Origin of the sequence: Vibrio sp. 10N.286.48.B8 (assembly GCF_003050085.1) — a bacterium.
GTDB classification, from domain to species: Bacteria; Pseudomonadota; Gammaproteobacteria; order Enterobacterales; family Vibrionaceae; genus Vibrio; species Vibrio crassostreae.
In genome coordinates, this window is sequence record NZ_PIGD01000007.1 from 80,057 (window position 1) to 101,319 (window position 21,263).

Sequence of the window (21,263 nt, forward strand, 5' to 3'; positions counted from 1 at the left end):
CGCTGACTTGGCTTGATATTATTCTTATGTACTTGCTTTTAATCGGAGCATTTAGCTTATGAAACTAAGATGTACTCAGCGATCTTGTCACCCATTTCAGAGGTAGTCAGTGCTTGGTTTTTACCTGCAAGGTCTGCTGTTAGCTCGCCTGCTGAAAGCGCTTTAGATACCGCTGCTTCGATGTCTTGTGCTGCCGCTTCTTCGCCTAGGCTGTAACGAAGCATTAGTGCTGCAGAAAGGATTTGCGCTACTGGGTTTGCAATGTTCTTACCTGCGATATCTGGTGCGCTGCCACCTGCTGGCTCGTATAGGCCGAAGTTGCTTTCGTTCAAGCTAGCAGAAGGAAGCATACCCATAGAGCCTGTGATCATTGCGCACTCATCAGAGATGATGTCGCCGAAGATGTTTGAACACAGCATTACGTCAAACTGAGAAGGATCTTTGATTAGCTGCATGGTCGCGTTGTCGATGTACATGTGGTTTAGCGTGACATCTGGGTAATCTTTTGCAATCTCTTCGACAACTTCGCGCCATAAGATAGAGCTCTGTAGAACGTTCGCTTTATCGATTGAGTAAACGTTTTTGTTACGTAGGCGTGCCGATTCAAACGCAATCTTTGCAATACGTTCGATTTCGTAGCGGTGGTAAACCTCAGTATCAAATGCTTTTTCAGTTGCGCCTTCGCCTTCACGACCTTTAGGTTGGCCGAAGTAGATGCCGCCTGTTAGCTCACGTACTACCACGATGTCGAAACCGTTACCTGAGATGTCAGCACGTAAAGGAGAGAAAGACTCTAAACCTTTATGGATTTGTGCAGGACGTAGGTTGCAGAACAGTTGGAAGTGTTTACGGAGAGGAAGTAGGGCACCACGCTCTGGTTGATCGTTTGGTGGAAGGTGTTCCCATTTAGGACCGCCGACAGAACCAAAAAGTACTGCGTCAGATTCTTCACAGCCAGTTACTGTTGCTTCTGGAAGTGGACAGCCGTGGTTATCAATCGCAATACCACCAACATCATACTCTTCGCGAGAAAAGCTAATCGCGTGCTTCTTTTCGATCGCGTCTAGCACTTTATGTGCTTGTTGCATTACTTCTGGGCCAATGCCATCACCAGGTAGTACGGCAATTTTGTATGATTTATCAGTCATGTTAATCCTTTAATTCTTTGTTACTGAGCTATTTGGCTCGTTTTAAATTTTGTCCCTAAAGCCAATAACATCGGCTCTAGGGCTCTGTTATTGGGTATTTAAACTGTCGCGATTTTTTGCTGTTTCATTTCAGCAATGGTGTCGGCACGTTGAATGCTATTGATAACATGCAGTAGCGCCTGACCAGAAGCTTCAACGATATCGGTTGATACGCCTGTACCGTGGTACTTGCGGCCTTTATAGTTAGCAATAATATCAGCTTGGCCTAGGCCATCTTCGCCTTCACCTTTGGCGGTAAGGTCGAATTTATCCAATGCAATTTCGTAACCCGTTAAGCGGTAAATACATTGATATAGCGCATCAACAGGGCCGTTACCGACAGCCGCTTCGCATTTCTCTTCATCGCCACATTGCAGCTTGATGCTGGTGGTAGACATAACACTACCAGATTGTACGCTTAGGTAGTTAAGTTTATAGAAGTCATCTTCGTCGCGTAGGTTCGCGAAATGCATTAATGCTTCTAAGTCGTAATCGAATACTTGGCCTTTACGGTCAGCCAGCTTCAAGAAGTCTTCGTACAATGAATCTAGGTTGTATTCGTTGTCTTTGTAGCCCATCGCGTCCATGTGGCTCTTAACAGCCGCTCGGCCACTACGGCTGGTTAAGTTCAATGCTTTGTTTTTCAAGCCAATAGACTCAGGCGTCATGATCTCGTAAGTGTTCTTGTTCTTAAGCATGCCATCTTGGTGAATACCTGAAGAGTGGCTGAATGCGTTAGCACCGACGATTGCCTTGTTGTCTTGAATTGGCATGTGGCAAAGCTGGCTAACCAACTTACTGGTACGGTGAATCTCTTTATGATCCAAGCCGGTGTGAACCCCCAAAAGCTCTTGACGAGTTTTGATGATCATTGCGATTTCTTCTAAAGAACAGTTACCTGCACGTTCGCCAATACCATTGATTGTGCCTTCAATTTGACGAGCGCCCGCTTGCACAGCAGCAATTGAGTTTGCAACCGACATACCTAAGTCATCGTGACAGTGAACAGAGATGATGGCTTGGTCGATGTTGGGTACGCGATCGAATAGCGTTTTGATAATGCCACCAAACTCATTCGGTACTGTATAGCCTACCGTGTCTGGAATATTGATGGTTTTTGCGCCAGCGTTAATCGCGGCTTCAACCATACGACATAGGTTGTCGATAGGGGTACGACCGGCATCTTCACATGAGAACTCAACATCGTCAGTGTAGTTACGCGCGTGTTTGACGGCTTTCACTGCCATCTCGACAACATCGTCGTAGCTGCGGCGTAATTTGTCTTGTACGTGAACTGTTGATGTTGAAATGAAGGTATGAATACGGAACTGGTCAGCAACTTTAAGCGCTTCTGCAGCGGCGTCGATATCTTTCGCTACGGCACGAGAAAGTGCACAAATACGGCTGTCTTTGATGTGTTTAGCGATGGTTTGTACAGACTCAAAATCACCTGGCGAAGAGATAGGGAAGCCAGCTTCGATAACATCGACACCCAGTCTCTCAAGAGCATAAGCGATCTGTAACTTCTCTTTTACCGTAAGGCTTGCAGCCAATGCTTGCTCGCCGTCACGTAAGGTAGTATCAAAAATTATTACTTGATCGTTCATGGGTGCTTCCTTATATCGATAATGAATCGATTGCTATCCAAATTATTATTAAGAATGATGTTCTTTTAAAAGTGCCAGTTACAAAAAAACCCGCTCAGTGCGGGTTTTAATATTTGTGTAGTTCTTGACCCACAACTTACCCGCGCGATTGGTTCACGATAAGGAGAAGTTTCAGCAGTAGAGAAGAAGAAAAAATCATTACACAAATATCCGTAAATAAACTGTTAACACCATATTTACCGCAATTTATTCTGAGCGTCAAACAAGAAAATCCAATATCAGCGTACATTGGCAGTGTTTTGGTTTGGTTTGTGCTGTTTTTTGTGCTTTAGTTGGTCAAATCGACTGATTGGTGGTTTTGTATTGGCGGGTTAGTTTATCGTTTGGTCGATGTGTAGGTTAAAACTTTGTAGTAAATCTTTTTGATGGAACGATTCACCAAAAAAATTACAAGCGTGACCCAATTAATTAATCACTTGATTAAATAGTGAGTAATTAATCTTCTACTGTTACGCCTGTTTATCTCTATAATTAATCGGATGATTAATTATAGAGATGGATTTTGGCCATGACGGCACGAAAAGCGGGGCGACCTCAACAGAACTTAGATGTTCGACAGTTATTGATTGAGCATGCTCGCGATCTGTTTGTTGTTCAGCCATACGACAAGGTCTCGACACGTCTGATTGCTGATCGTGCGGGTGTGAACATTGCGATGATCCGTTATTACTTTGGCAGTAAGGCTGGGTTATTTGAGGCGATGCTACGTGAAACCCTACGACCGATGCAATTGCAGATGCAAAGGTTGGTTGAAGAAAGCAGTCATGAGAACTTTCTTGATCTAATGCGGACTTACTACAAAGAGATGGTCAAGGTGCCCAAGTTTCCTCGCTTGATTGCCCAAGTAATGAATATGCCCCCCTCTGAAGTGCAAAGAGAGTTGCTCGAAAAGGTTTTCCTCGATGTGGCCAAGCCAGCCCAAGATGTCATTTTTGAAAAGTTGGTGGCACAAGGTGTCTTAAGAAAAGAGATGGATCCCAAGCTCTGTCGCGTGTCGTATATAAGCTTGATGGTATTTCCGTTCATTGCGCCGCCCCCTCTATTAGCAATCCATGGTATTGAGATTAATGAAGAATTTCTTAACCGTTTAATCGAACACAACATTCAATTGATGACAGAAGGCTTTATAAACACGCCTAGCCCTTCTTCCGTGCAGGACCAAAGATAATGAAAATAAATAAAAAACTACTCTTCTTTCCGGCACTTGCGGTTGGTGTCATTGGCCTTGTGGTTGCGATTAACTTGAAGCCGGATCTTCCAACCAAGCCTGCGGATGATAGAGCTCGCTTAGTTGACACAGTAAGCCTAGAGCAACAACTGATAGCACCGTTAGCGGTTGGCTTTGGCAAAGTGGTGCCGAAAGTCGAATGGAAAGCGATTGCCGAGGTGACTGGACAGATCGTTTATCGTCATCCGGATCTTGAGAAAGGTCAGGTGATCCCTGCGGGAACGGTTGTGCTCAAGGTTGATCCATTGGATTACGAATTGAAACTGATACAAGCAGAGGCGGATCTAAAATCAAGCCAAACCTCATTAGCAAAATTGAATCAAGAAGAAGACAACCTGAATCAGACTCTTAAGATCGAAAAGAATCGCTTAGTGATCAGCAACAAAGAGCTACAACGTAAACAAGATCTGCGTAAGAAAGGGCTGACTTCTCAATCGGATGTCGACCTGCAACAACAAAGTGCACTGTCTCAACAGAAGCTAGTGTTGGATATCGCGAACCAAATCGCTTTAATGCCTGATGAAAAACGCGTTGCGGAAGCGGTGATAAAGGTCAATGTGTCTAAAGTAAAAGAGGCGCAGCGCTCTCTCGATAAGACCACCATCATTTTGCCAAGAGCGATGAGAATTGCTCAAGTTGATATCGAACAAAACCAAGTGGTTAACCTTCAGCAAGAGATGTTTGTTGCTCACGGAATTGATGTCATGGAAGTGGAGGCGCAACTTTCTATTCACGATATGCAAACTTTAGCCTCCAGTTTTAAGCAGTTCCCTCGCGATGCTGCAGGGATCCCTAATCCTTATGAAGCGCCAATCAAAGCGACGATTCAACTTAACAGCGGCAACCTGAACCTGAGTTGGCCTGCGAAGGTGGCAAGAATCAGTGAGACGGTTGATGAAAACCAAGCGACAGCCGGAATTATTCTCGAGATCGCTCAAGACTATTCACAACTGCAGCCAAGCAATGCGACCCCTTTGGTCAACGGCATGTTTGTAAAAGCTGAGATTGAAGGTGTCGCGAATCTAAGTTGGGTGGTTCCAGAGCGAGCATTGCACGGTGACAAGGTTTACCTGATGGATGACAATCAGCGCTTGCAAGTGGTGAATGTTGAAGTGCTTTATCGCAGAGATAACCAAGTGGTTGTGAGTGGCGAGCTACAAACGGGAGATAAATTGGTTCTTAATGACGTCCTGCCAGCTATCGAAGGCATGTTACTGAAAGAGTCGAACTCTACAGAGGTTAAGCTTGAATCGGATACTCAGGAGAGTGCGTCATGATCAAGTTCTTTTCTAGGCACCCAACAGCTGCAAATTTGTTGATGCTTGGGTTATTGATCATGGGTATAAGCTCATTATCAACCATCAAGCGTGAAACCTTCCCCGCTTATGATCCGCCTTATATTATGGCTGCCATCGTTTATCCCGGTGCATCACCACAAGAAGTGGAAGAAAGCTTGTGTGTACGAATGGAAGATGCCGTCGATGGCCTAGCTAACATTGAAGAGACTCAGTGTGAAGCCATCGAAGGTAGCGCACGTCTAATCCTGAAGTTGAATGAGAAAGCGGATATCGGTCGAATGCTGGTGGATGTGCAAACTCAAATCAACTCGATCAATGATTTCCCAACTGAGATTGAATCGCCTGTTGTTCAAGAACTGGATTGGAATGAACCGGTTGTTGATATCGCCATCACAGCAGAAACGTCGTGGCCGGAGCTTAAGGCCTACGCTGAAGACCTCAAACGTATCATGAAGCTTGATTATGATGTTTCACTGGTCGATGTTAGCGGCTTCTCTGATCATCAATACCGCGTTGAACTGGATACCCAAGCCATTCGTCAGCTGGGTTTGAGTGTCGGTGATATCGCAGATCAGATTGGCCGTCAAAATGTAAAACTGCCGAGCGGTAACGTTGAAACACCAGACAAGAACTTTCTGATTCGTTTCGACGAGAGACGTATTACGCCTGTTGAACTGGAAAGTATCGTGGTTGGTTCTGCGCCTAATGGCTCTGTGATCCGTTTGAGGGATATTGCTAAGATCACCGATCGCTTTGAACTGGATGAACAGAAGGTGTTATTTGATGGTAAGCCTTCTGCGCTATTGAAAATCAGTAAGAATAAAGAAGATGATGCGTTACGAATCAAAGAGAACGTGACGCGTTTCGTTGAAGATCAGAGCGCGATTGCCCCTGATGGCGTGACGCTACAAATGACCAACGATCTCTCCTCTGTGCTGTGGGATCGCCTTACCATGATGGTTCGCAATGGCTGGCAAGGTATTGTGCTGGTATTTGCCACCATGTGGCTGTTCTTCAGTTTACGCTATTCATTCTGGGTTGCGGCTGGCTTACCGGTTGCCTTCCTAGGTGGCTTATTCTTAATGGCTAACCTTGGTTTATCAATTAACATCATGTCATTGGTTGGCTTGCTAATGGCGATTGGTATCATGATGGATGACGCCATCGTGATTGCCGAATCGATAGCGTCCCATTTAGATCGGGGGCAAAACGTTGATGATGCGGTGTACAACGGCGTTAAGAAAGTGTTTCCCGGAGTGTTGTCTTCTTTCTTAACCACGGTGTGTATTTTCGGTAGCTTACTGTTCCTAGATGGCGAGATGGGCGCGGTGCTTAAGGCCGTTCCTCAAGTCTTGATTTTGGTGCTGTCGTTGAGCTTGATTGAAGCCTTCCTGATCCTACCTAATCACCTATCTCATTCATTACACAAAGAAAAGAATGACAAGCCAGCGCTGCGTTTTAAGGTTGTGTTGCTTGAGAAGTTTGAGAACTTCCGTAATACCACTTTGATGAACATGGTTGAGAAAGTCGTGACGTTCCGCTACGCCTTTATGGGCGGAGTGATTACGCTATTGTTGCTTTCAGTAGCCTTGATTGCTGGCGGGGTTGTTAAGTTTCAACCTTTCCCTGAGCTGGATGGTGATATTGCCGAAGCGCGTATCATTCTTCCACCGGGCGCATCACTGTCTCAAACCGAAAAAGTCGTCGATAAAATTGTCGCGTCGGCTGAGCGTTTGAACAAGCAATGGAGCGAAGAGGTTGAAGAAGGCAATACACTGGTCGAGCACATAACTAGCCAATTCAATGCTAACGCCGATGCCAATGAATCTGGCCCACACCTAGCCACAGTGCGCTTAGACTTACGCGGAGCAGAGAGTCGTAATACGGTGATCGATGATTTCATCGATGCATGGCGAGAGGACATCGGTGAACTTGCAGATCCAATCTCACTGGTATTCAAGCAACCCACCATGGGGCCGGGTGGTCGCGCTATCGAGATTCGAGCTAAGCATGATGACCTAAGTGCATTGAAATCCGCTTCTCTGGATATTCAGGAATACCTTAATCAGTTCGATGGCGTGCACGGCGTGCTTGACGACATGCGTATGGGTAAAGAAGAGATCTTGGTGAAGCTGCGTCCGGGAGCTGAAACCTACAATGTGAATGGGCAGATGATTGCTTCCCAATTGCGTGCGGCTTTCTTTGGTCAGACAGCGGATGAGATTCAAATCGGTGTTGAGAATATCTCGATTGAAGTGCGTCTTGATAAAGAGCAAGCGGGCGACATACAGCAGCTGGCCAACTTCCCGATCATCACCGCAGATGGCAGTCAGATCCCGCTAGCAACGTTGGCGACGTTAGATTTCCAACGTAATTACGTGCGAATTCAGCGTATTGATGGGCTGAGAACCATCAGTATCTTTGGTGATATTGATAACAAGAAAGCGAGTTCATCCGCGATCTTGGCTCAGTTCCAAAAAGATGAAGCCGCCAAACTTATTCAGAAGTACCCGGGTTTACGCTTTGATTTCGAAGGGGAGGCCAAAGATGCGGCTAAGACTGGAGCCTCTATGGGCAAAGGCTTCTTACTCGGCTTATTTGGCGTGTTTGCGATTCTTAGCTATCAATTCCGAAGCTACTTAGAGCCTGTGGTTGTGATGTTGGCGATTCCACTGGCGTTCATTGGTGTCGTTGTTGGTCACTGGTTGTTAGGTCACGCACTGAGTATGCCAAGCATGATGGGTTTTGTGTCGCTCGCTGGGATCGTGGTTAATGATTCGATTTTGTTGGTGCAATACATACGTCACCATGTCGATGAAGGAGATAGCGTACATGATTCCGTTGTTAAGGCGAGTCGTGAGCGGTTCCGAGCGGTATTTTTGACCTCAATGACAACCGCCGCAGGTTTACTACCGTTATTAACCGAAACCAGCTTGCAGGCTCAGGTTATTCAGCCACTGGTTATTTCAATCGTATTTGGTATTTTTGCTTCGACCTTATTGGTGCTGTTTATGATCCCTGCTGCTTACGCAATATTGGCGGACTTTGGTTTAGTGAAAAAGCACGAGCCTCTCTCGCTATAGACATTGGAAGCAAGAAAATAAGTAATAAACAATAAAGCGGCCTAGTGCCGCTTTATCTTTATAGGGTGTTTTTTCATATCCTTGGCCCGAGCGGCTGCACTGCGCATCCCAAGGAAATTTCATTTTAGTTCATTCAAAACGTCACTTAACTGTCATTTGTTGAGCATAACTTGAGCCTTAACTGAATAAGGATTGTTAAGGAGATCGTATGCGTACAATCGAACCTATTGTCCGTTGGGATGTGGCATTTTCTGTTTTCTGTTTAAAAAACCGTTATAGCGGGCAACATGCAACGCTCAGTAAAGCGGTGTCTCATACTGGAGATGGACACCTTTACGTGTTAATTGCATTGATTGCTTTGTTGGCTGATAGCAGTACTGGCCGAGATTTTCTATTGGTCGGTTTAACCGCCTTTGCTATCGAGTTGCCTATCTACTGGCTCGCGAAAAATACCCTCAAACGCCGCAGACCGGCAGAGTTCTCTTCACTGCTTTATTCCCACATTGTGCCATCCGATAAATACAGCCTGCCATCTGGGCATTCCGCGGCGGCTTTTGTTATGGCGACCCTAATCGGACATTTCTATCCGAGCTTATATCTCTTTAGTTTGTTTTGGGCGATCGCGATCGCTGGCTCTCGAATCTTACTTGGTGTGCACTTTTTAACAGACGTACTGATAGGTGCCGCCTTGGGCATTGCTTGTACGAGTCTAGCTATCAGTTTCATTCTGTAATCATTTTTTTGGCAATCTCTGCCGCGTTCAAGTGGCAACTCTAAAGGAAAAAGTATGAAAATCTTATATGGCGTACAGGGCACTGGAAATGGTCATATTACACGAGCAAGGGCAATGGCTGTCGCGTTTCGTCAGCAAAATATCGATGTCGACTTTCTATTCTCTGGAAGAGATGAGAGCAAGTACTTCTCGATGGAAGAATTTGGAAACTACCAAACCCGCAGTGGCTTAACGTTTTATAGTGAGCAGGGGCAGGTGAAATACGGCAAGACATTCATGAAGAACAACATCTGGCGATTTCTGAGTGAGATTAACCAGATCGATCTGACACCATATGATTTAGTGCTTAACGACTTTGAACCCGTGACCGCTTGGGCAGCTAAAAGACAGGGCGTACCTTGCATAGGGATAAGCCACCAGAATGCGTTTCGTTATGATGTACCCAAAGAAGGGGGTAACTGGATTGAACATTCAGTGATTCAACATTTCGCCCCAACCGCGCACTCAATTGGGTTGCACTGGTATCACTTTGAACAGCCGATACTTCCTCCTATTGTTCATACGCCGATCGCTCACACGCTAGTTGGTGAGCAACAAACCAAAACAGCACAAGACTTTACGTTGGTCTATTTGCCATTTGAGGATCTTGAGTCGATCTCAGAGCTGCTGATGAAGTTCATTTCGCACAACTTTGTCTGTTACCACCCAGATGTTATTGAGCATAGCCGAGTCGAAAATATTGAGTTCAAACCACTCAGTCATGCGGGCTTCCAATTCGACCTTAATCAGTGCTCAGGTGTGGTCGCAAATGGCGGCTTTGAATTGCCGTCTGAAGCTTTAACCTTAGGGAAGAAATTGCTTCTCAAACCACTTGAAGGGCAGTTCGAACAACAGAGCAATGTGGCGACGCTAGAGGCTCTTGGATTAGCTCAGACCATGACCTTTTTAGATGCAGCTATCTTTCGTGCTTGGCTCAGTGAAAAACAGGCTGAAGTGGTCACCTATCCAGACGTGGCAAGTGCACTCGTTGAGTGGGTATTAGCGGGAAATTGGTCTAATCAAGATGACTTAAGAAAGCAACTTTGGGACAAGGTAGACTTTCCAAGTTATGCATCGCTCACCTAACTCATAAGTGTTATTTCTGAATCAGCTGGCCAACTAATTCATCGGTTCAATAAATTGTAACAATTGTAACCAAAAGATAGAACAGCTAAATAAGTCGAAATCAAACTCATAAGTTGAGCTTTTTATATTTTTTTATAACTCTATAAATTACTGATTTTTAGAAGTTATTTAATCATTAAGGTAAAATAAAATTATTCTTTATCAATCTTGTTGGTAGCTCGAGATGTATTGGTTAATAGTAATGTCAATCCGAAAAACATCGGTCTGATAAATATAAGAATTAGTGGTTATCTATTCTCATACCATTACCAATTTAACGCTGTCGAACCGACAAGAGGCAACTTGAATGTTAGATAAAAAAGACGCAATGAGTGCTATTGCAAGCTACAGAATGGAAAGCACACTTCGTGGAGTCGACTTAAATCTTTTGACTGTATTTGATGCAGTTATGCAAGAGCAAAACATTACACGTGCAGCTCACAATCTGGGTATGTCTCAGCCTGCTGTAAGTAACGCTGTTGCTCGTCTAAAAGTGATGTTTAACGACGAACTATTCATGCGTCAAGGTCGTGGTATTCAACCGACTCAACGTGCTCGTCAGTTGTTTGGTCCAATCCGCCAAGCGCTACAATTAGTACGCAACGAACTACCAAGTTCTGTGTTCTCTCCGGAGTCGTCTTCTCGCCTGTTCAAACTTGCGATTTGCAGCCCTTGTGACATGCGTTTTGCACCTAAGATTATGTCTACAATCAACGACCAAGCACCGAGCGTTAAACTGCACATGGATGCTGAATTCGATCGTCAACTTTCTGAGCGTATGCGTTACCAAGAAATCGACTTCGTTATCGATTACGCTCGTTTTGATGAGCAAGGCTTCTCAAGCACTGAAATCTTCCAAGACGAGTTAGTTGTGGTTGCTTCTGCTTCTCACCCACGCATCAACGGTGAAGTTTCTGCGGCAGAGCTGCTTAACGAAAAGCACGCAAAACTGTCTCGCATCCATGGTCAACGTAGCTTCTCTGAGCAAGCTTACCGTGACCTAGATTGCACGCCTTTCTACGAAGGTACGAGCTTGAGCAACGTTCTTTACGTTGTAGGCCAATCTGAACTAGTAACAATTGCTCCTCGTTGGATGGTTGAACATGCTGCAAACAAAGAGCAGCTTCAGATTCTAGATTTCCCATTCGATAATGCGGCGATTTCTGGCTTCCTAAGCTGGCACGAATCAAGTGAAAAGGATAAAGGACACATTTGGTTACGAGATCAGTTAATGATGATCTGTGGCGAAGTAGTGGCACTTAACTAGACACTAATCCCTATGATTTATAAGCCCTAAGCTAGGAGTCTGGCTTGGGGCTTTTTTGTACCTGCTATTTTTGTTGATAGAAAACTTAGCGTGAGACGTACTATTACTTATAACTTTGAGCTTCATCAGTTGCCTTTTCCATGATCAGAGGTACACTTGTGCGCTCAAAAAAGCTTACAGGTGTAAGCCAAAGGTAAAGAGATGGCCAATTTAGATTTTCATATCGTAAAAAGACTTCGTGACCAAATTGCCCAAGGCGGCAACCGTACAGCTTTGAAGCACAAAGTAGACAATGTATGGCAAGGCATTAGCTGGGAACAGTTTGGACAACAAATCGATACGCTTTCATTAGCACTGTTGGCTCAAGGACTGAGAGTTCAGGATAAGATCGGTATCTATTCGAACAATATGCCTCAATGGACCGTGGCAGATTTTGCATCTTTACAAGCACGTCTTGTGACTGTGCCGATTTATCCAACCAACACAGCAGCGCAGTCGTCTTACATCATCCAAAATGCAGATGTGAAGATCTTATTCGTTGGTGAGCAAGTTCAATTCGATGCGGCAGTTAGCCTGTTTGAAGAGTGCGAGCAGCTAGAAGTTGTTGTAGCTATGTCTGATGACATCGACCTGCAAGGACACAGCTTTGCCGTATCTTGGAATGACTTCATGGCGCGTGGCGTTGAAGCACAACAAGCAGAACTTGACGCGCGTCTTACTGATGCAAGCATGGATGACTTACTGACTCTTATTTATACCTCTGGTACTACAGGTCAGCCAAAAGGCGTAATGCTTGATTACACTAATATTGGTTACCAGTTAGAAGGCCACGATGAGCGTCTTAGCCTAAGTAAAGACGATGTCTCATTGTGTTTCCTACCTCTGTCACACGTATTTGAGCGTGCTTGGACGTTCTACGTTCTCTATAAAGGCGCAACCAACTGCTACCTGCAAGATACGATGCAAGTGCGTGATGCGCTAAGCGATGTGAAACCTACCGTAATGTGTGCGGTTCCACGCTTCTACGAGAAGATCTTCTCAGCTATTCACGAGAAGGTATCTAAAGCGCCGTTTATCCGTAAAGTGCTATTTACTTGGGCGGTGAACATGGGAGCGAAGCTTTCAGTTTGTCACCAGGAAGGCCGTACTCCATCGTTAATGCTGAAGAAGAGCCATGCACTAGCCGATAAGCTTGTGCTGTCTAAACTGCGAGCTTTGCTAGGTGGTAACATCAACTTCATGCCATGTGGTGGCGCGAAGCTAGATGAGACGATTGGTCGCTTCTTCCATGCTATCGGTATCAACGTAAAACTTGGCTATGGCATGACAGAAACTACAGCAACAGTATCTTGCTGGGATGACCGCTGTTTTAATCCTGATTCGATTGGTATGTCGATGCCGGGTGCAGAAGTGAAGATTGGTGCGAAGGATGAAATTCTTGTTCGTGGTCCAATGGTGATGCGTGGCTATTACAAGATGCCAGAAGAGACGGCTAAGACGTTTGACGAGCACGGCTTCCTGAAAACTGGTGATGCGGGTCATTTTGATGAAAATGGTAACCTGTTCATTACTGATCGTATCAAAGAGTTGATGAAAACCTCTGGTGGTAAGTACATTGCACCGCAAGTGGTTGAAGGCGCGATTGGTAAAGATCACTTTATCGAACAGATTGCTGTTATTGCTGATACACGCAAATTCGTTTCTGCGCTGATTGTACCTTGTTATGACTCGCTAGAAGAGTACGCCAAAGAGCTTAATATCAAGTATCACGATCGCGTTGAGCTTGTTAAGCATCACCAAATCGTTGAGATGCTAGAAAAGCGTGTAAATGACTTACAGCAAGAGCTGGCTAAGTTTGAGCAAGTGAAGAAATTCAAACTGCTACCGAAAGCATTTTCGATGGATGATGGTGAACTGACACCAACTCAGAAACTGCGTCGTAAAGTTATCAACGATAAGTATCAAGACGAAATCGAAGAAATGTACAACGAAAAGCCTAAAGATAAGTAGTTTTCTGCTTAGATAAATTTTCAGTTGTTTAAAAATCCCCCTACGAATGTGATTGCATTTTTAGGGGGATTTTTTGTATCTAATGACACAGCACTATGTGCGAAAGCGCACACCAACAGGCTCGCTGTTTATCGATAAATAGCGTTCTATCGAAATATTAAGTGCTTTTTTTTGCCCGCGTACTAGTTTTTAAAACTAGTTGTTAAGGTTGGTTTGGGTTTTATTTGATGCTTTGAGCTAATAGTTGGTTTTTTGGCACAGTTGCCGAATAACAGGTGTTAGACCAGATGATAATAAAGCGTTAAAGTTGTTTCGTATTACTGTTTGTTGTTATCACGACAGACAGCCATAGCCGAAAAAGTGGAAGTATTTCGAATTAGGCTACGAATAAGCCCTAGACTATGAAAAACCAGCCCAACATGTTCACCAAATATGATTGGAAACTGGTGAGGAGAGCAATATGACAACAAAACCTGAAACAGCAATGTTATCCGGCGCTGAGATGGTGGTGCAGTCTCTAATTGAAGAGGGTGTAGAACAAATCTTTGGTTACCCAGGTGGTTCTGTACTTGATATCTACGATGCGCTGCATGCTAAAACTAATGAAATTAAACACGTATTAGTACGACACGAACAAGCCGCTACCCACATGGCAGATGGCTACACTCGTTCTACCGGTAAACCGGGTGTAGTACTTGTGTGTTCTGGTCCAGGTGCGACCAATACCGTTACTGGTATTGCAACAGCCTACATGGACTCAATCCCAATGATTGTTATTTCTGGTAACGTACCAAATAACCTTATTGGTAACGACGCCTTCCAAGAGTGTGACATCGTGGGTGTATCCCGCCCGATCGTTAAACACAGCTTCTTAGTTAAGAAAGCGGAAGATATCCCTGAAGTCGTTAAAAAAGCATTCTATATTTCAACGACAGGACGTCCTGGTCCTGTGGTTATTGATCTGCCAAAAGATATCTTAAACCCACAAATCAAACTTCCTTATGAATACCCAGAAACGATCAAAATGCGTTCGTATAACCCAACGGTTACGGGTCATAAAGGTCAAATCAAAAAGGCACTAAAAGCCCTTCTTGAAGCGAAGAAGCCGGTACTTTATGTCGGTGGTGGTGCGGTTATTTCTGAGGCAGATAAGCCGCTGTTAAAATTAGCAGAGGCACTGAATTTACCCGTGGTAAGTACCCTAATGGGGCTTGGTGCTTTCCCTGGCACCCATAAGAACTCTTTGGGCATGTTGGGTATGCATGGTTTGTATGAAGCCAATATGGCGATGCACAATGCGGACTTGATCTTTGGTATTGGCGTGCGTTTCGATGACCGAACAACCAATAACCTAGATAAGTACTGTCCTGATGCGAAGATCATGCACATTGATATCGACCCATCTTCGATCTCTAAGAACGTAAAAGTGGATCTACCGATTGTAGGTTCTGCTGAAAAAGTTCTAGAGAGTATGGTCAACCTGCTGGTTGAGCAAGGCGGCACCAATGATGTAGAAGCAATGGAAAGCTGGTGGAGTGAAATCAAGGTGTGGCAAGATCGTGATTGCCTAGCTTATGAAAAATCTTCAGAGTGCATCAAACCACAACAAGTTATTGAAACACTTCATAAAGTAACTAATGGTGATGCTTACGTTGCTTCGGATGTAGGTCAGCACCAAATGTTTGCAGCATTGTACTACCCGTTTAACAAGCCACGTCGTTGGATTAACTCTGGTGGTCTAGGCACGATGGGCTTTGGTCTGCCTGCTGGTATGGGCGTTAAGTTTGCAAAACCAGACGAAGAAGTTGTTGTAGTAACCGGTGACGGCAGTATTCAAATGAATATCCAAGAGCTGTCGACTGCGCTGCAATACAATATTCCCGTTAAGATTATTAACCTTAACAACCGTTTCCTGGGCATGGTAAAACAGTGGCAAGACATTGTTTATCAAGGTCGTTACTCTAACTCATATATGGACTCTGTTCCTGATTTTGCTGCTATTGCTGAGGCTTATGGCCACGTTGGTATGCGTATTTCATCTCCGGATGAACTGGAATCAGGTTTGGAAAAAGCACTAGCGATGAAAGACCGTTTGGTATTTGTCGATATTAGTGTGGATGACACCGAGCACGTATACCCAATGCAAATCAAAGGCGAGGGTATGGATAACATGTGGCTAAGCAAAACGGAGAGAACATAATATGAGACACATTATTTCACTACTAATGGAAAACCAACCTGGTGCGCTTTCTCGTGTAGTTGGCTTGTTTTCTCAGCGTGGCTACAACATCGAGTCTTTGAACGTATCGCCAACCGATGATCCGACGCTGTCTCGTCTTAATGTAACCACTAACTCGAGCGAAATGCAGCTTGAGCAGATCCAGAAACAGCTGCATAAGCTAATCGACGTACTAAAAGTGCAAGAGGTCTCTGAGCTTGAACACATCGAGCGTGAGCTGTTGATGGTTAAAGTTCGCGCGAGCGGCTTTGCTCGCGCAGAAGTGAAGCGCACAGCAGATATCTTCCGTGGTCAGATTGTTGATGTAACGGCTTCGCAATATACGGTTCAAATGGCGGGTACGAGCGAGAAACTGGATGCATTCATTCAGGCGCTGTCTGAAGTAACAGAAGTGCTTGAAGTGGCTCGAAGTGGTGTTGTTGGTATCGCACGAGGCGAACGTGCGTTGAAAGCCTAGACGATAAGTCTTTAAAAAATATATTTAAAGCCGCTTTTTTAAGCGGCTTTAATTTTGTTAATTTTTTAGAGTGCTATAATCCCGCGCTGCACTTCCATTCATCTGAGTTAGCAATGAGAAATAAAAAATCAATAATTACATTGCTGATTATCTCTATCATATTGTCTTCTGCAGTATGCCTGTATTATTTGCAGCGTTACAAAGAAGTAAAACAGCAGAGCTTTGACTACTCAGCTAAGCAAGCTGTCCATCAACTAGTGTATGCCAAGCGAGATTATGATCTTCTCAAGACTCAGTTAGTCTCGGTAATGGAGCTACTCAGTCATAGCCAGAGCTTGGTTAACTTTGCTTCTTCTCCCTCAGACCAAACCAAAGATCTACTTGAGGAGGTCTGGCAATCTGTTCTTGTGAATCAGAAGTGGTATACACAAATTCACCTATTAGATATCACAGGTAAAGAGCTGGTGCGCGTTAACTATTCTTCTGATACCGGTAGGGTGACGTTACCCCAGCAACTGCAAGATAGGTCGGATTCTAACTACTTCCAATACGCTCAAAAACTAGAAGCCGAACAGATTGGCGGCTGGGGGATTGAGCTTGAAACGGAGCATGGTGAAGTCACCTTTCCTTATTCGCCAGTAATCCGTGTATTTACCCCGGTAGAAACCCCTGACAAAAGAGTGGGCTATCTAGTCATTAATCTCGATGTATGGGGCTTATCGTCGCGTCTTAGCTTTTCACCTGATAACGACCTTAGAGCTGAAGTTATCAATGAAGCGGGTTATTTCATCGCGAGTAACAACAGCGATAAGTTGTTCGGAGACGCTATTCCTGAAAGAAAGAGTTACAACCTGAAAAATATCGCGCCAAAGACGTGGAATGCGATCTCCAATGAGCAGGTGGGGTACGTTTTTGAAGGTGACAACTTGTTTGCCTTTAACACGGTTATGCTTGCGAACAGTCAAAAGGTCCATTTGCTGATTCAACTTAATCAGAAGCAACTGATGGAGCGGGCTGAGCGTGACCTGAATGATTTGGCCTACGAAGAGATCATTGTTTTGATTACGGTGCTGATTTTCGCCTTCCCGTTTGCTTACTTGGTGACGCACTATCGACGCCGAAGCCTTGAGAGTAAATTGGCGCGCGCCGCATTGAATGGCATGTCGGCAGTGATGATCTCTGACAAGCAGCACCGCACAATGATGACCAACAACGAATTTGAAAACATGACAGGGTACTGCAAAAAACAAGTTATCGGTCAGAATGCCCTGCAGTTGTTGCTTGAGAATACCGACCAAGTACTCTCAAGTTCGGCTATCTGGAGTCATTTAGAGCAAGAAGAAGTATGGGAAGGGGAAGTTCAGTGTAAGAACAAACTGCGTATTCCTTTTACAGCGATCATGCGAGTGCATGTGGTCAAAAACAATTCGGGTAAAGTCAGCTACTACATCACCTCGTTGGTGGATATTTCCGTGAGGAAGGAGCTTGAAGTACGTTTGAGGATCTTAAGTGAACGTGACTCTTTGAGTAACCTTTGGAATAGACGAAAGTTCGAAGAGCAGCTCGCGTATTATTCTCGTCGGGTAGAGCGTTACCCCAATGAATCGACGACTTGCTTAGCTTTAGTCGATATCGATAACTTCAAGCGAATCAACGACGAACTTGGTCATGACGAAGGCGACCGGGTGATAGCAAGTGTCGCTAAGCTTCTGCAAGATAGCCTTCGCGGGACTGACTTTGTTGCACGTGTCGGAGGAGAAGAGTTTGCACTGTTGATGCCACACACCTCACTATCGGAAGCAAAGCGCGTATTGGATCGCTTGCGAATCGAGATTGAACTGGCAGCCGGAACTAAGGTCACGGTGAGTGTTGGCTTTACTGATTTAACAAGTAACAGTACTCGCTCATACAAGTGTGCCGATGTTGCGCTTTACGAATCTAAATCGTCTGGTCGTAATACGGTCTCTATGTGTCCTAGCTACGATGATGTCGCTTAGCTTTAATCCTTTCCTCTCTTTGCTTCACCTCTTCAAGCTGGCCCCGACTCACTTTATCTCTCCCCCTTTTTCTAGGAATCTCACTTTTGAGCGACCTATGTCACAAAATCTATACAGTTAGACTAAAGTCTAATGCCGGTGAAAGTTTGAGCTAAAATGAACAATAAGTAAACTACTTTGCTTCAGATTACATCGTGTTAAACGATGTAATAAATAGAGTGTTTACCAGATGTAAAAGGATGACACCGTTAACTTAATTCAACTGATTAGCTAGCTTTTTCAATGATTTGAGAGGCAGCAGTAGAATTAGGTTAGCTGGAGCAAGAGTTTGGGGATCATACAGTCTGGTTAAAAGAGGCGTGGTATGTTTGTCGATTTTTTAGTGAGGTTAACCATAGGCACATTAGCCATTCTTGGCTTTCAGCTGAGTGCATTGTATTTTTTACCTATGGTTGTGCTGCTCAATACTCATCACAAAGAGTTTTTTGGGTGGTAGTTCAGTCGTGATACTGAAACAAAAAACGGAGCCGTTGGGCTCCGTTTTTATTTAGTTAGAATCTATCTTGGCATTATGCTGCTTCGATAACTTCTTCAATTCGTTTCATTGAACCTAGCAGGTGTTGATCAAGCAGTTCAGTCGCTTGTTCTACATTCTTAGACAGTACTAGTTTCATGATCATTTCGTGTTCATCAATATTGAACAGATCATCTGATGCGCTTTCTGCAGACATAGCGAGGAAGCGGTAACGTTTTACTTGGTTGATCAGGTCATCAAAGAACTTAAACATGTTTTCTGAATCAGCGCCTTCAAGTAACGCAACGTGGAATTGTTGGTGACGCTCTTCCCATTCAACACAATCAAACTCTTCAGATACGTACTGTACTCGTGACAGTTTATGGTAAGACGTTAGTACATCCAGCTCCCAGCTCTCATCACCCGCTGAAATCGCCTTTTTTAGTAGAACAGAAGAGACAACACGAAGGCTTTCGTATAGGTCATTCAATTCTTTCTTTGATACAGGAGATACCCAGCAGCCTTTCTGTGGCTCTAGTTTTACGTATTTGCTCCAAGATAACTGTACCAAGGCTTCGCGAATAGGAGATGCGCCAACGTTGTAGCGTGCTTTTAGATCAGCAACAACGAGCTTTTGACCTGGGGTTAACTCACCATTAAGAATATCTTGGCGAATCATCTTTGATACTTTGTCAGTGAGCGTAGGACTAGACATTACAAACCTCATCTATATATGATTTCTAGTCTGCTAATCCGTCTCTTAGAAAGAGCCAATTGGAAGTTAACAGTACGTAGTTCTATTGTGATTGATAATACAGCGTACTGAAAAGTTAGGCAAGATTTTGTTTCATAAAAAAAGAGGGCCGAAGCCCTCTTTTATATTTTATGCGAATCGGTTCATTCTTATAGAACGTGAACAGATGCCGTATTTGTAGTACCAGAAGCTACTAGAGCACCAGAAACCATAACTACGATGTCGCCTTTGTTACCTAGGCCAGATTGTAGAGCGATTTCTTTACCGTTGATGTAGAACGCGTCTGTGTTCTCGATAGAGTCAACAAGAACAGGCTTAACACCTTTAGTAAGAACTAGCTGTGCAGCTGTCTTTTCGTTAGTTGTTAGAGCAAGGATGTTTGCAGTTGGGAAGTACTTACGTACTGAACGTGCAGACTTACCGCCTTCAGTTGCAACAACGATTAGAGGAGCAGCTAGCTTCTCTGCTGTGTCTACAGCGCCTTTACATACTGCTTCAGTGATGCGTAGACGTGGGCTGTCTAGACGAGAACCTAGCTCAGCTTTAAGAGCTGAATCAGTACGGTTCGCGATTTGAGCCATGATAGTAACAGCTTCAACTGGGTACTTACCTTTAGCAGTTTCACCAGAAAGCATTACTGCATCAGTACCATCCATAATTGCGTTCGCAACGTCACCCGCTTCAGCACGAGTTGGACGTGGGTTGCTGATCATAGAGTCAAGCATTTGAGTTGCTGTGATAACCATCTTACGTGCGCGGTTACACTTCTCGATCATCATCTTCTGAGCGAAGATTACTTCTTCAGCTGGGATTTCAACACCTAGGTCACCACGAGCAACCATGATGCCGTCAGAAGCTTCAAGGATTGAATCGAAGTTATCAACACCTTCTTGGTTTTCAATCTTAGAAATGATGTGGATGTTCTCGCCGCCGTTAGCGTTTAGAAGCTCACGGATTTCTTTAACGTCTTCTTCTTTACGGATGAAAGAAGCAGCAACGAAATCAACGCCTTGCTCACAACCAAACTTAAGGTCAGCTTTGTCTTTCTCAGAAAGAGCAGGAAGTTGAACAGAAACGCCAGGAAGGTTAACACCTTTGTTTTCGCCTAGAGCACCGTTGTTAAGAACTTTACACTTAACTTCAGTTTCTGTTGTTGCGATAACTTCCATTTCGATTAGGCCGTCATCAACAAGGATAGTGTTACCCGCTGTTAGGTCTTTAGCGAAACCTAGGTAAGTTACTGCTACTACGTCTTTGTTACCAACAACTGTTGCGTCAGTTGTGAAAGTGAACTCTTGACCAGCTACTAGATCTACGTCGTTACCATCTTCAAGTTTGATAGTACGGATTTCTGGACCTTTAGTATCTAGAAGGATAGCAAGTTGCTCACCTTTGTTTTCCATTACTTTACGGAAGTTCGCGATACGAGTGCCGTGCTCTGCGAAATCACCGTGAGAGAAGTTAAGACGCATAACGTTCATGCCAGCATCTACTAGTTCAGTTAGCTTCTCTACAGATTCAGTTTTAGGGCCAATCGTACATACGATTTTGGTCTTTTTCATGGAAGGTACTCTCCGGTAAGTATTGTTACAATTTGAAATTTATTTAAGTTCTGAAGATTGGTCCGCTACATCAACATTTTGTGCCTGTTGTGTAAAAGCGCGG

At 44.3% G+C, this 21,263-nt stretch carries 14 protein-coding genes; 10 read left to right on the top strand and 4 right to left on the bottom strand.

The genetic code is table 11. The features are described from left to right. Positions 1–56: 56 nt before the first annotated feature. Both leuB and leuA read right to left on the bottom strand, forming a co-directional pair. The gene (gene leuB, locus CWO08_RS10520) at positions 57–1,148 is read right to left on the bottom strand and encodes a 3-isopropylmalate dehydrogenase (protein WP_108020411.1); all 1,092 of its coding nucleotides are present in this window, start codon (positions 1,146–1,148) and stop codon (positions 57–59) included. A gap of 98 nt (positions 1,149–1,246) precedes the next feature. After that, positions 1,247–2,794: a 2-isopropylmalate synthase gene (leuA, locus tag CWO08_RS10525; RefSeq protein ID WP_108020412.1), complete on the bottom strand. Its 1,548-nt coding sequence runs from the start codon at positions 2,792–2,794 to the stop codon at positions 1,247–1,249. A 568-nt stretch (positions 2,795–3,362) separates the two neighbouring features. On the opposite strand from leuA, the gene CWO08_RS10530 reads away from it, so the two are divergent. From CWO08_RS10530 to CWO08_RS10575, 10 genes are all read left to right on the top strand, one after another. Beyond that, entirely contained in the window at positions 3,363–4,022 is a 660-nt protein-coding gene (locus CWO08_RS10530; protein ID WP_017077646.1) for a TetR/AcrR family transcriptional regulator, read from the top strand. Continuing rightward, positions 4,022–5,359 carry an efflux RND transporter periplasmic adaptor subunit gene (locus tag CWO08_RS10535; protein ID WP_108020413.1) on the top strand — a complete coding sequence of 446 codons (1,338 nt, stop codon included), beginning with the start codon at positions 4,022–4,024 and terminating at the stop codon, positions 5,357–5,359. Before CWO08_RS10530 ends, CWO08_RS10535 begins: the two co-directional genes overlap by 1 nt. Then, complete coding sequence (locus CWO08_RS10540) at positions 5,356–8,463, top strand: efflux RND transporter permease subunit (RefSeq protein WP_108020414.1); 3,108 nt, start codon at positions 5,356–5,358, stop codon at positions 8,461–8,463. The genes CWO08_RS10535 and CWO08_RS10540 overlap by 4 nt, the downstream gene beginning before the upstream one ends. Positions 8,464–8,671: 208 nt before the next feature. Next, on the top strand, positions 8,672–9,196 hold the full coding sequence (locus CWO08_RS10545) for a phosphatase PAP2 family protein (RefSeq protein WP_102432783.1): 525 nt from the start codon (positions 8,672–8,674) through the stop codon (positions 9,194–9,196). Between the two features lie 54 nt (positions 9,197–9,250). After that, a complete protein-coding gene (locus CWO08_RS10550; protein WP_108020415.1) occupies positions 9,251–10,321 on the top strand; it encodes an MJ1255/VC2487 family glycosyltransferase in 1,071 nt (356 codons plus the stop codon). A gap of 346 nt (positions 10,322–10,667) precedes the next feature. Further along, positions 10,668–11,627 (top strand): transcriptional regulator LeuO, encoded by a 960-nt coding sequence (gene leuO, locus CWO08_RS10555; RefSeq protein ID WP_019826889.1) that lies wholly within the window; start codon positions 10,668–10,670, stop codon positions 11,625–11,627. A gap of 201 nt (positions 11,628–11,828) precedes the next feature. Continuing rightward, complete coding sequence (locus CWO08_RS10560; RefSeq protein WP_102433152.1) at positions 11,829–13,637, top strand: long-chain fatty acid--CoA ligase; 1,809 nt, start codon at positions 11,829–11,831, stop codon at positions 13,635–13,637. 460 nt (positions 13,638–14,097) lie between these two features. Next, a complete protein-coding gene (locus CWO08_RS10565; protein WP_048657996.1) occupies positions 14,098–15,837 on the top strand; it encodes an acetolactate synthase 3 large subunit in 1,740 nt (579 codons plus the stop codon). Position 15,838: 1 nt separating this feature from the next. After that, positions 15,839–16,333, top strand: coding sequence for an acetolactate synthase small subunit (ilvN, locus tag CWO08_RS10570; protein ID WP_008219984.1), 495 nt, complete (start codon positions 15,839–15,841; stop codon positions 16,331–16,333). A 113-nt stretch (positions 16,334–16,446) separates the two neighbouring features. After that, entirely contained in the window at positions 16,447–18,330 is a 1,884-nt protein-coding gene (locus CWO08_RS10575; protein ID WP_108020416.1) for a GGDEF domain-containing protein, read from the top strand. A gap of 569 nt (positions 18,331–18,899) precedes the next feature. Here the strand turns inward: CWO08_RS10575 and CWO08_RS10585 are convergent. Both CWO08_RS10585 and pykF read right to left on the bottom strand, forming a co-directional pair. Beyond that, the gene (locus CWO08_RS10585) at positions 18,900–19,571 is read right to left on the bottom strand and encodes a GntR family transcriptional regulator (protein WP_019826885.1); all 672 of its coding nucleotides are present in this window, start codon (positions 19,569–19,571) and stop codon (positions 18,900–18,902) included. 176 nt (positions 19,572–19,747) lie between these two features. Next, on the bottom strand, positions 19,748–21,160 hold the full coding sequence (gene pykF / locus CWO08_RS10590) for a pyruvate kinase PykF (protein ID WP_017061403.1): 1,413 nt from the start codon (positions 21,158–21,160) through the stop codon (positions 19,748–19,750). Between the last annotated feature and the right edge of the window lie 103 nt (positions 21,161–21,263).

Excerpts from the sequence above, each read along its gene's own strand:
- leuB (WP_108020411.1), bottom strand. The coding sequence starts at position 1,148 with ATGACTGATAAATCATACAAAATTGCCGTACTACCTGGTGATGGCATT.
- leuA (WP_108020412.1), bottom strand. The coding sequence starts at position 2,794 with ATGAACGATCAAGTAATAATTTTTGATACTACCTTACGTGACGGCGAG.
- CWO08_RS10530 (WP_017077646.1), top strand. The coding sequence starts at position 3,363 with ATGACGGCACGAAAAGCGGGGCGACCTCAACAGAACTTAGATGTTCGA.
- CWO08_RS10535 (WP_108020413.1), top strand. The coding sequence starts at position 4,022 with ATGAAAATAAATAAAAAACTACTCTTCTTTCCGGCACTTGCGGTTGGT.
- CWO08_RS10540 (WP_108020414.1), top strand. The coding sequence starts at position 5,356 with ATGATCAAGTTCTTTTCTAGGCACCCAACAGCTGCAAATTTGTTGATG.
- CWO08_RS10545 (WP_102432783.1), top strand. The coding sequence starts at position 8,672 with ATGCGTACAATCGAACCTATTGTCCGTTGGGATGTGGCATTTTCTGTT.
- CWO08_RS10550 (WP_108020415.1), top strand. The coding sequence starts at position 9,251 with ATGAAAATCTTATATGGCGTACAGGGCACTGGAAATGGTCATATTACA.
- leuO (WP_019826889.1), top strand. The coding sequence starts at position 10,668 with ATGTTAGATAAAAAAGACGCAATGAGTGCTATTGCAAGCTACAGAATG.
- CWO08_RS10560 (WP_102433152.1), top strand. The coding sequence starts at position 11,829 with ATGGCCAATTTAGATTTTCATATCGTAAAAAGACTTCGTGACCAAATT.
- CWO08_RS10565 (WP_048657996.1), top strand. The coding sequence starts at position 14,098 with ATGACAACAAAACCTGAAACAGCAATGTTATCCGGCGCTGAGATGGTG.
- ilvN (WP_008219984.1), top strand. The coding sequence starts at position 15,839 with ATGAGACACATTATTTCACTACTAATGGAAAACCAACCTGGTGCGCTT.
- CWO08_RS10575 (WP_108020416.1), top strand. The coding sequence starts at position 16,447 with ATGAGAAATAAAAAATCAATAATTACATTGCTGATTATCTCTATCATA.
- CWO08_RS10585 (WP_019826885.1), bottom strand. The coding sequence starts at position 19,571 with ATGAGGTTTGTAATGTCTAGTCCTACGCTCACTGACAAAGTATCAAAG.
- pykF (WP_017061403.1), bottom strand. The coding sequence starts at position 21,160 with ATGAAAAAGACCAAAATCGTATGTACGATTGGCCCTAAAACTGAATCT.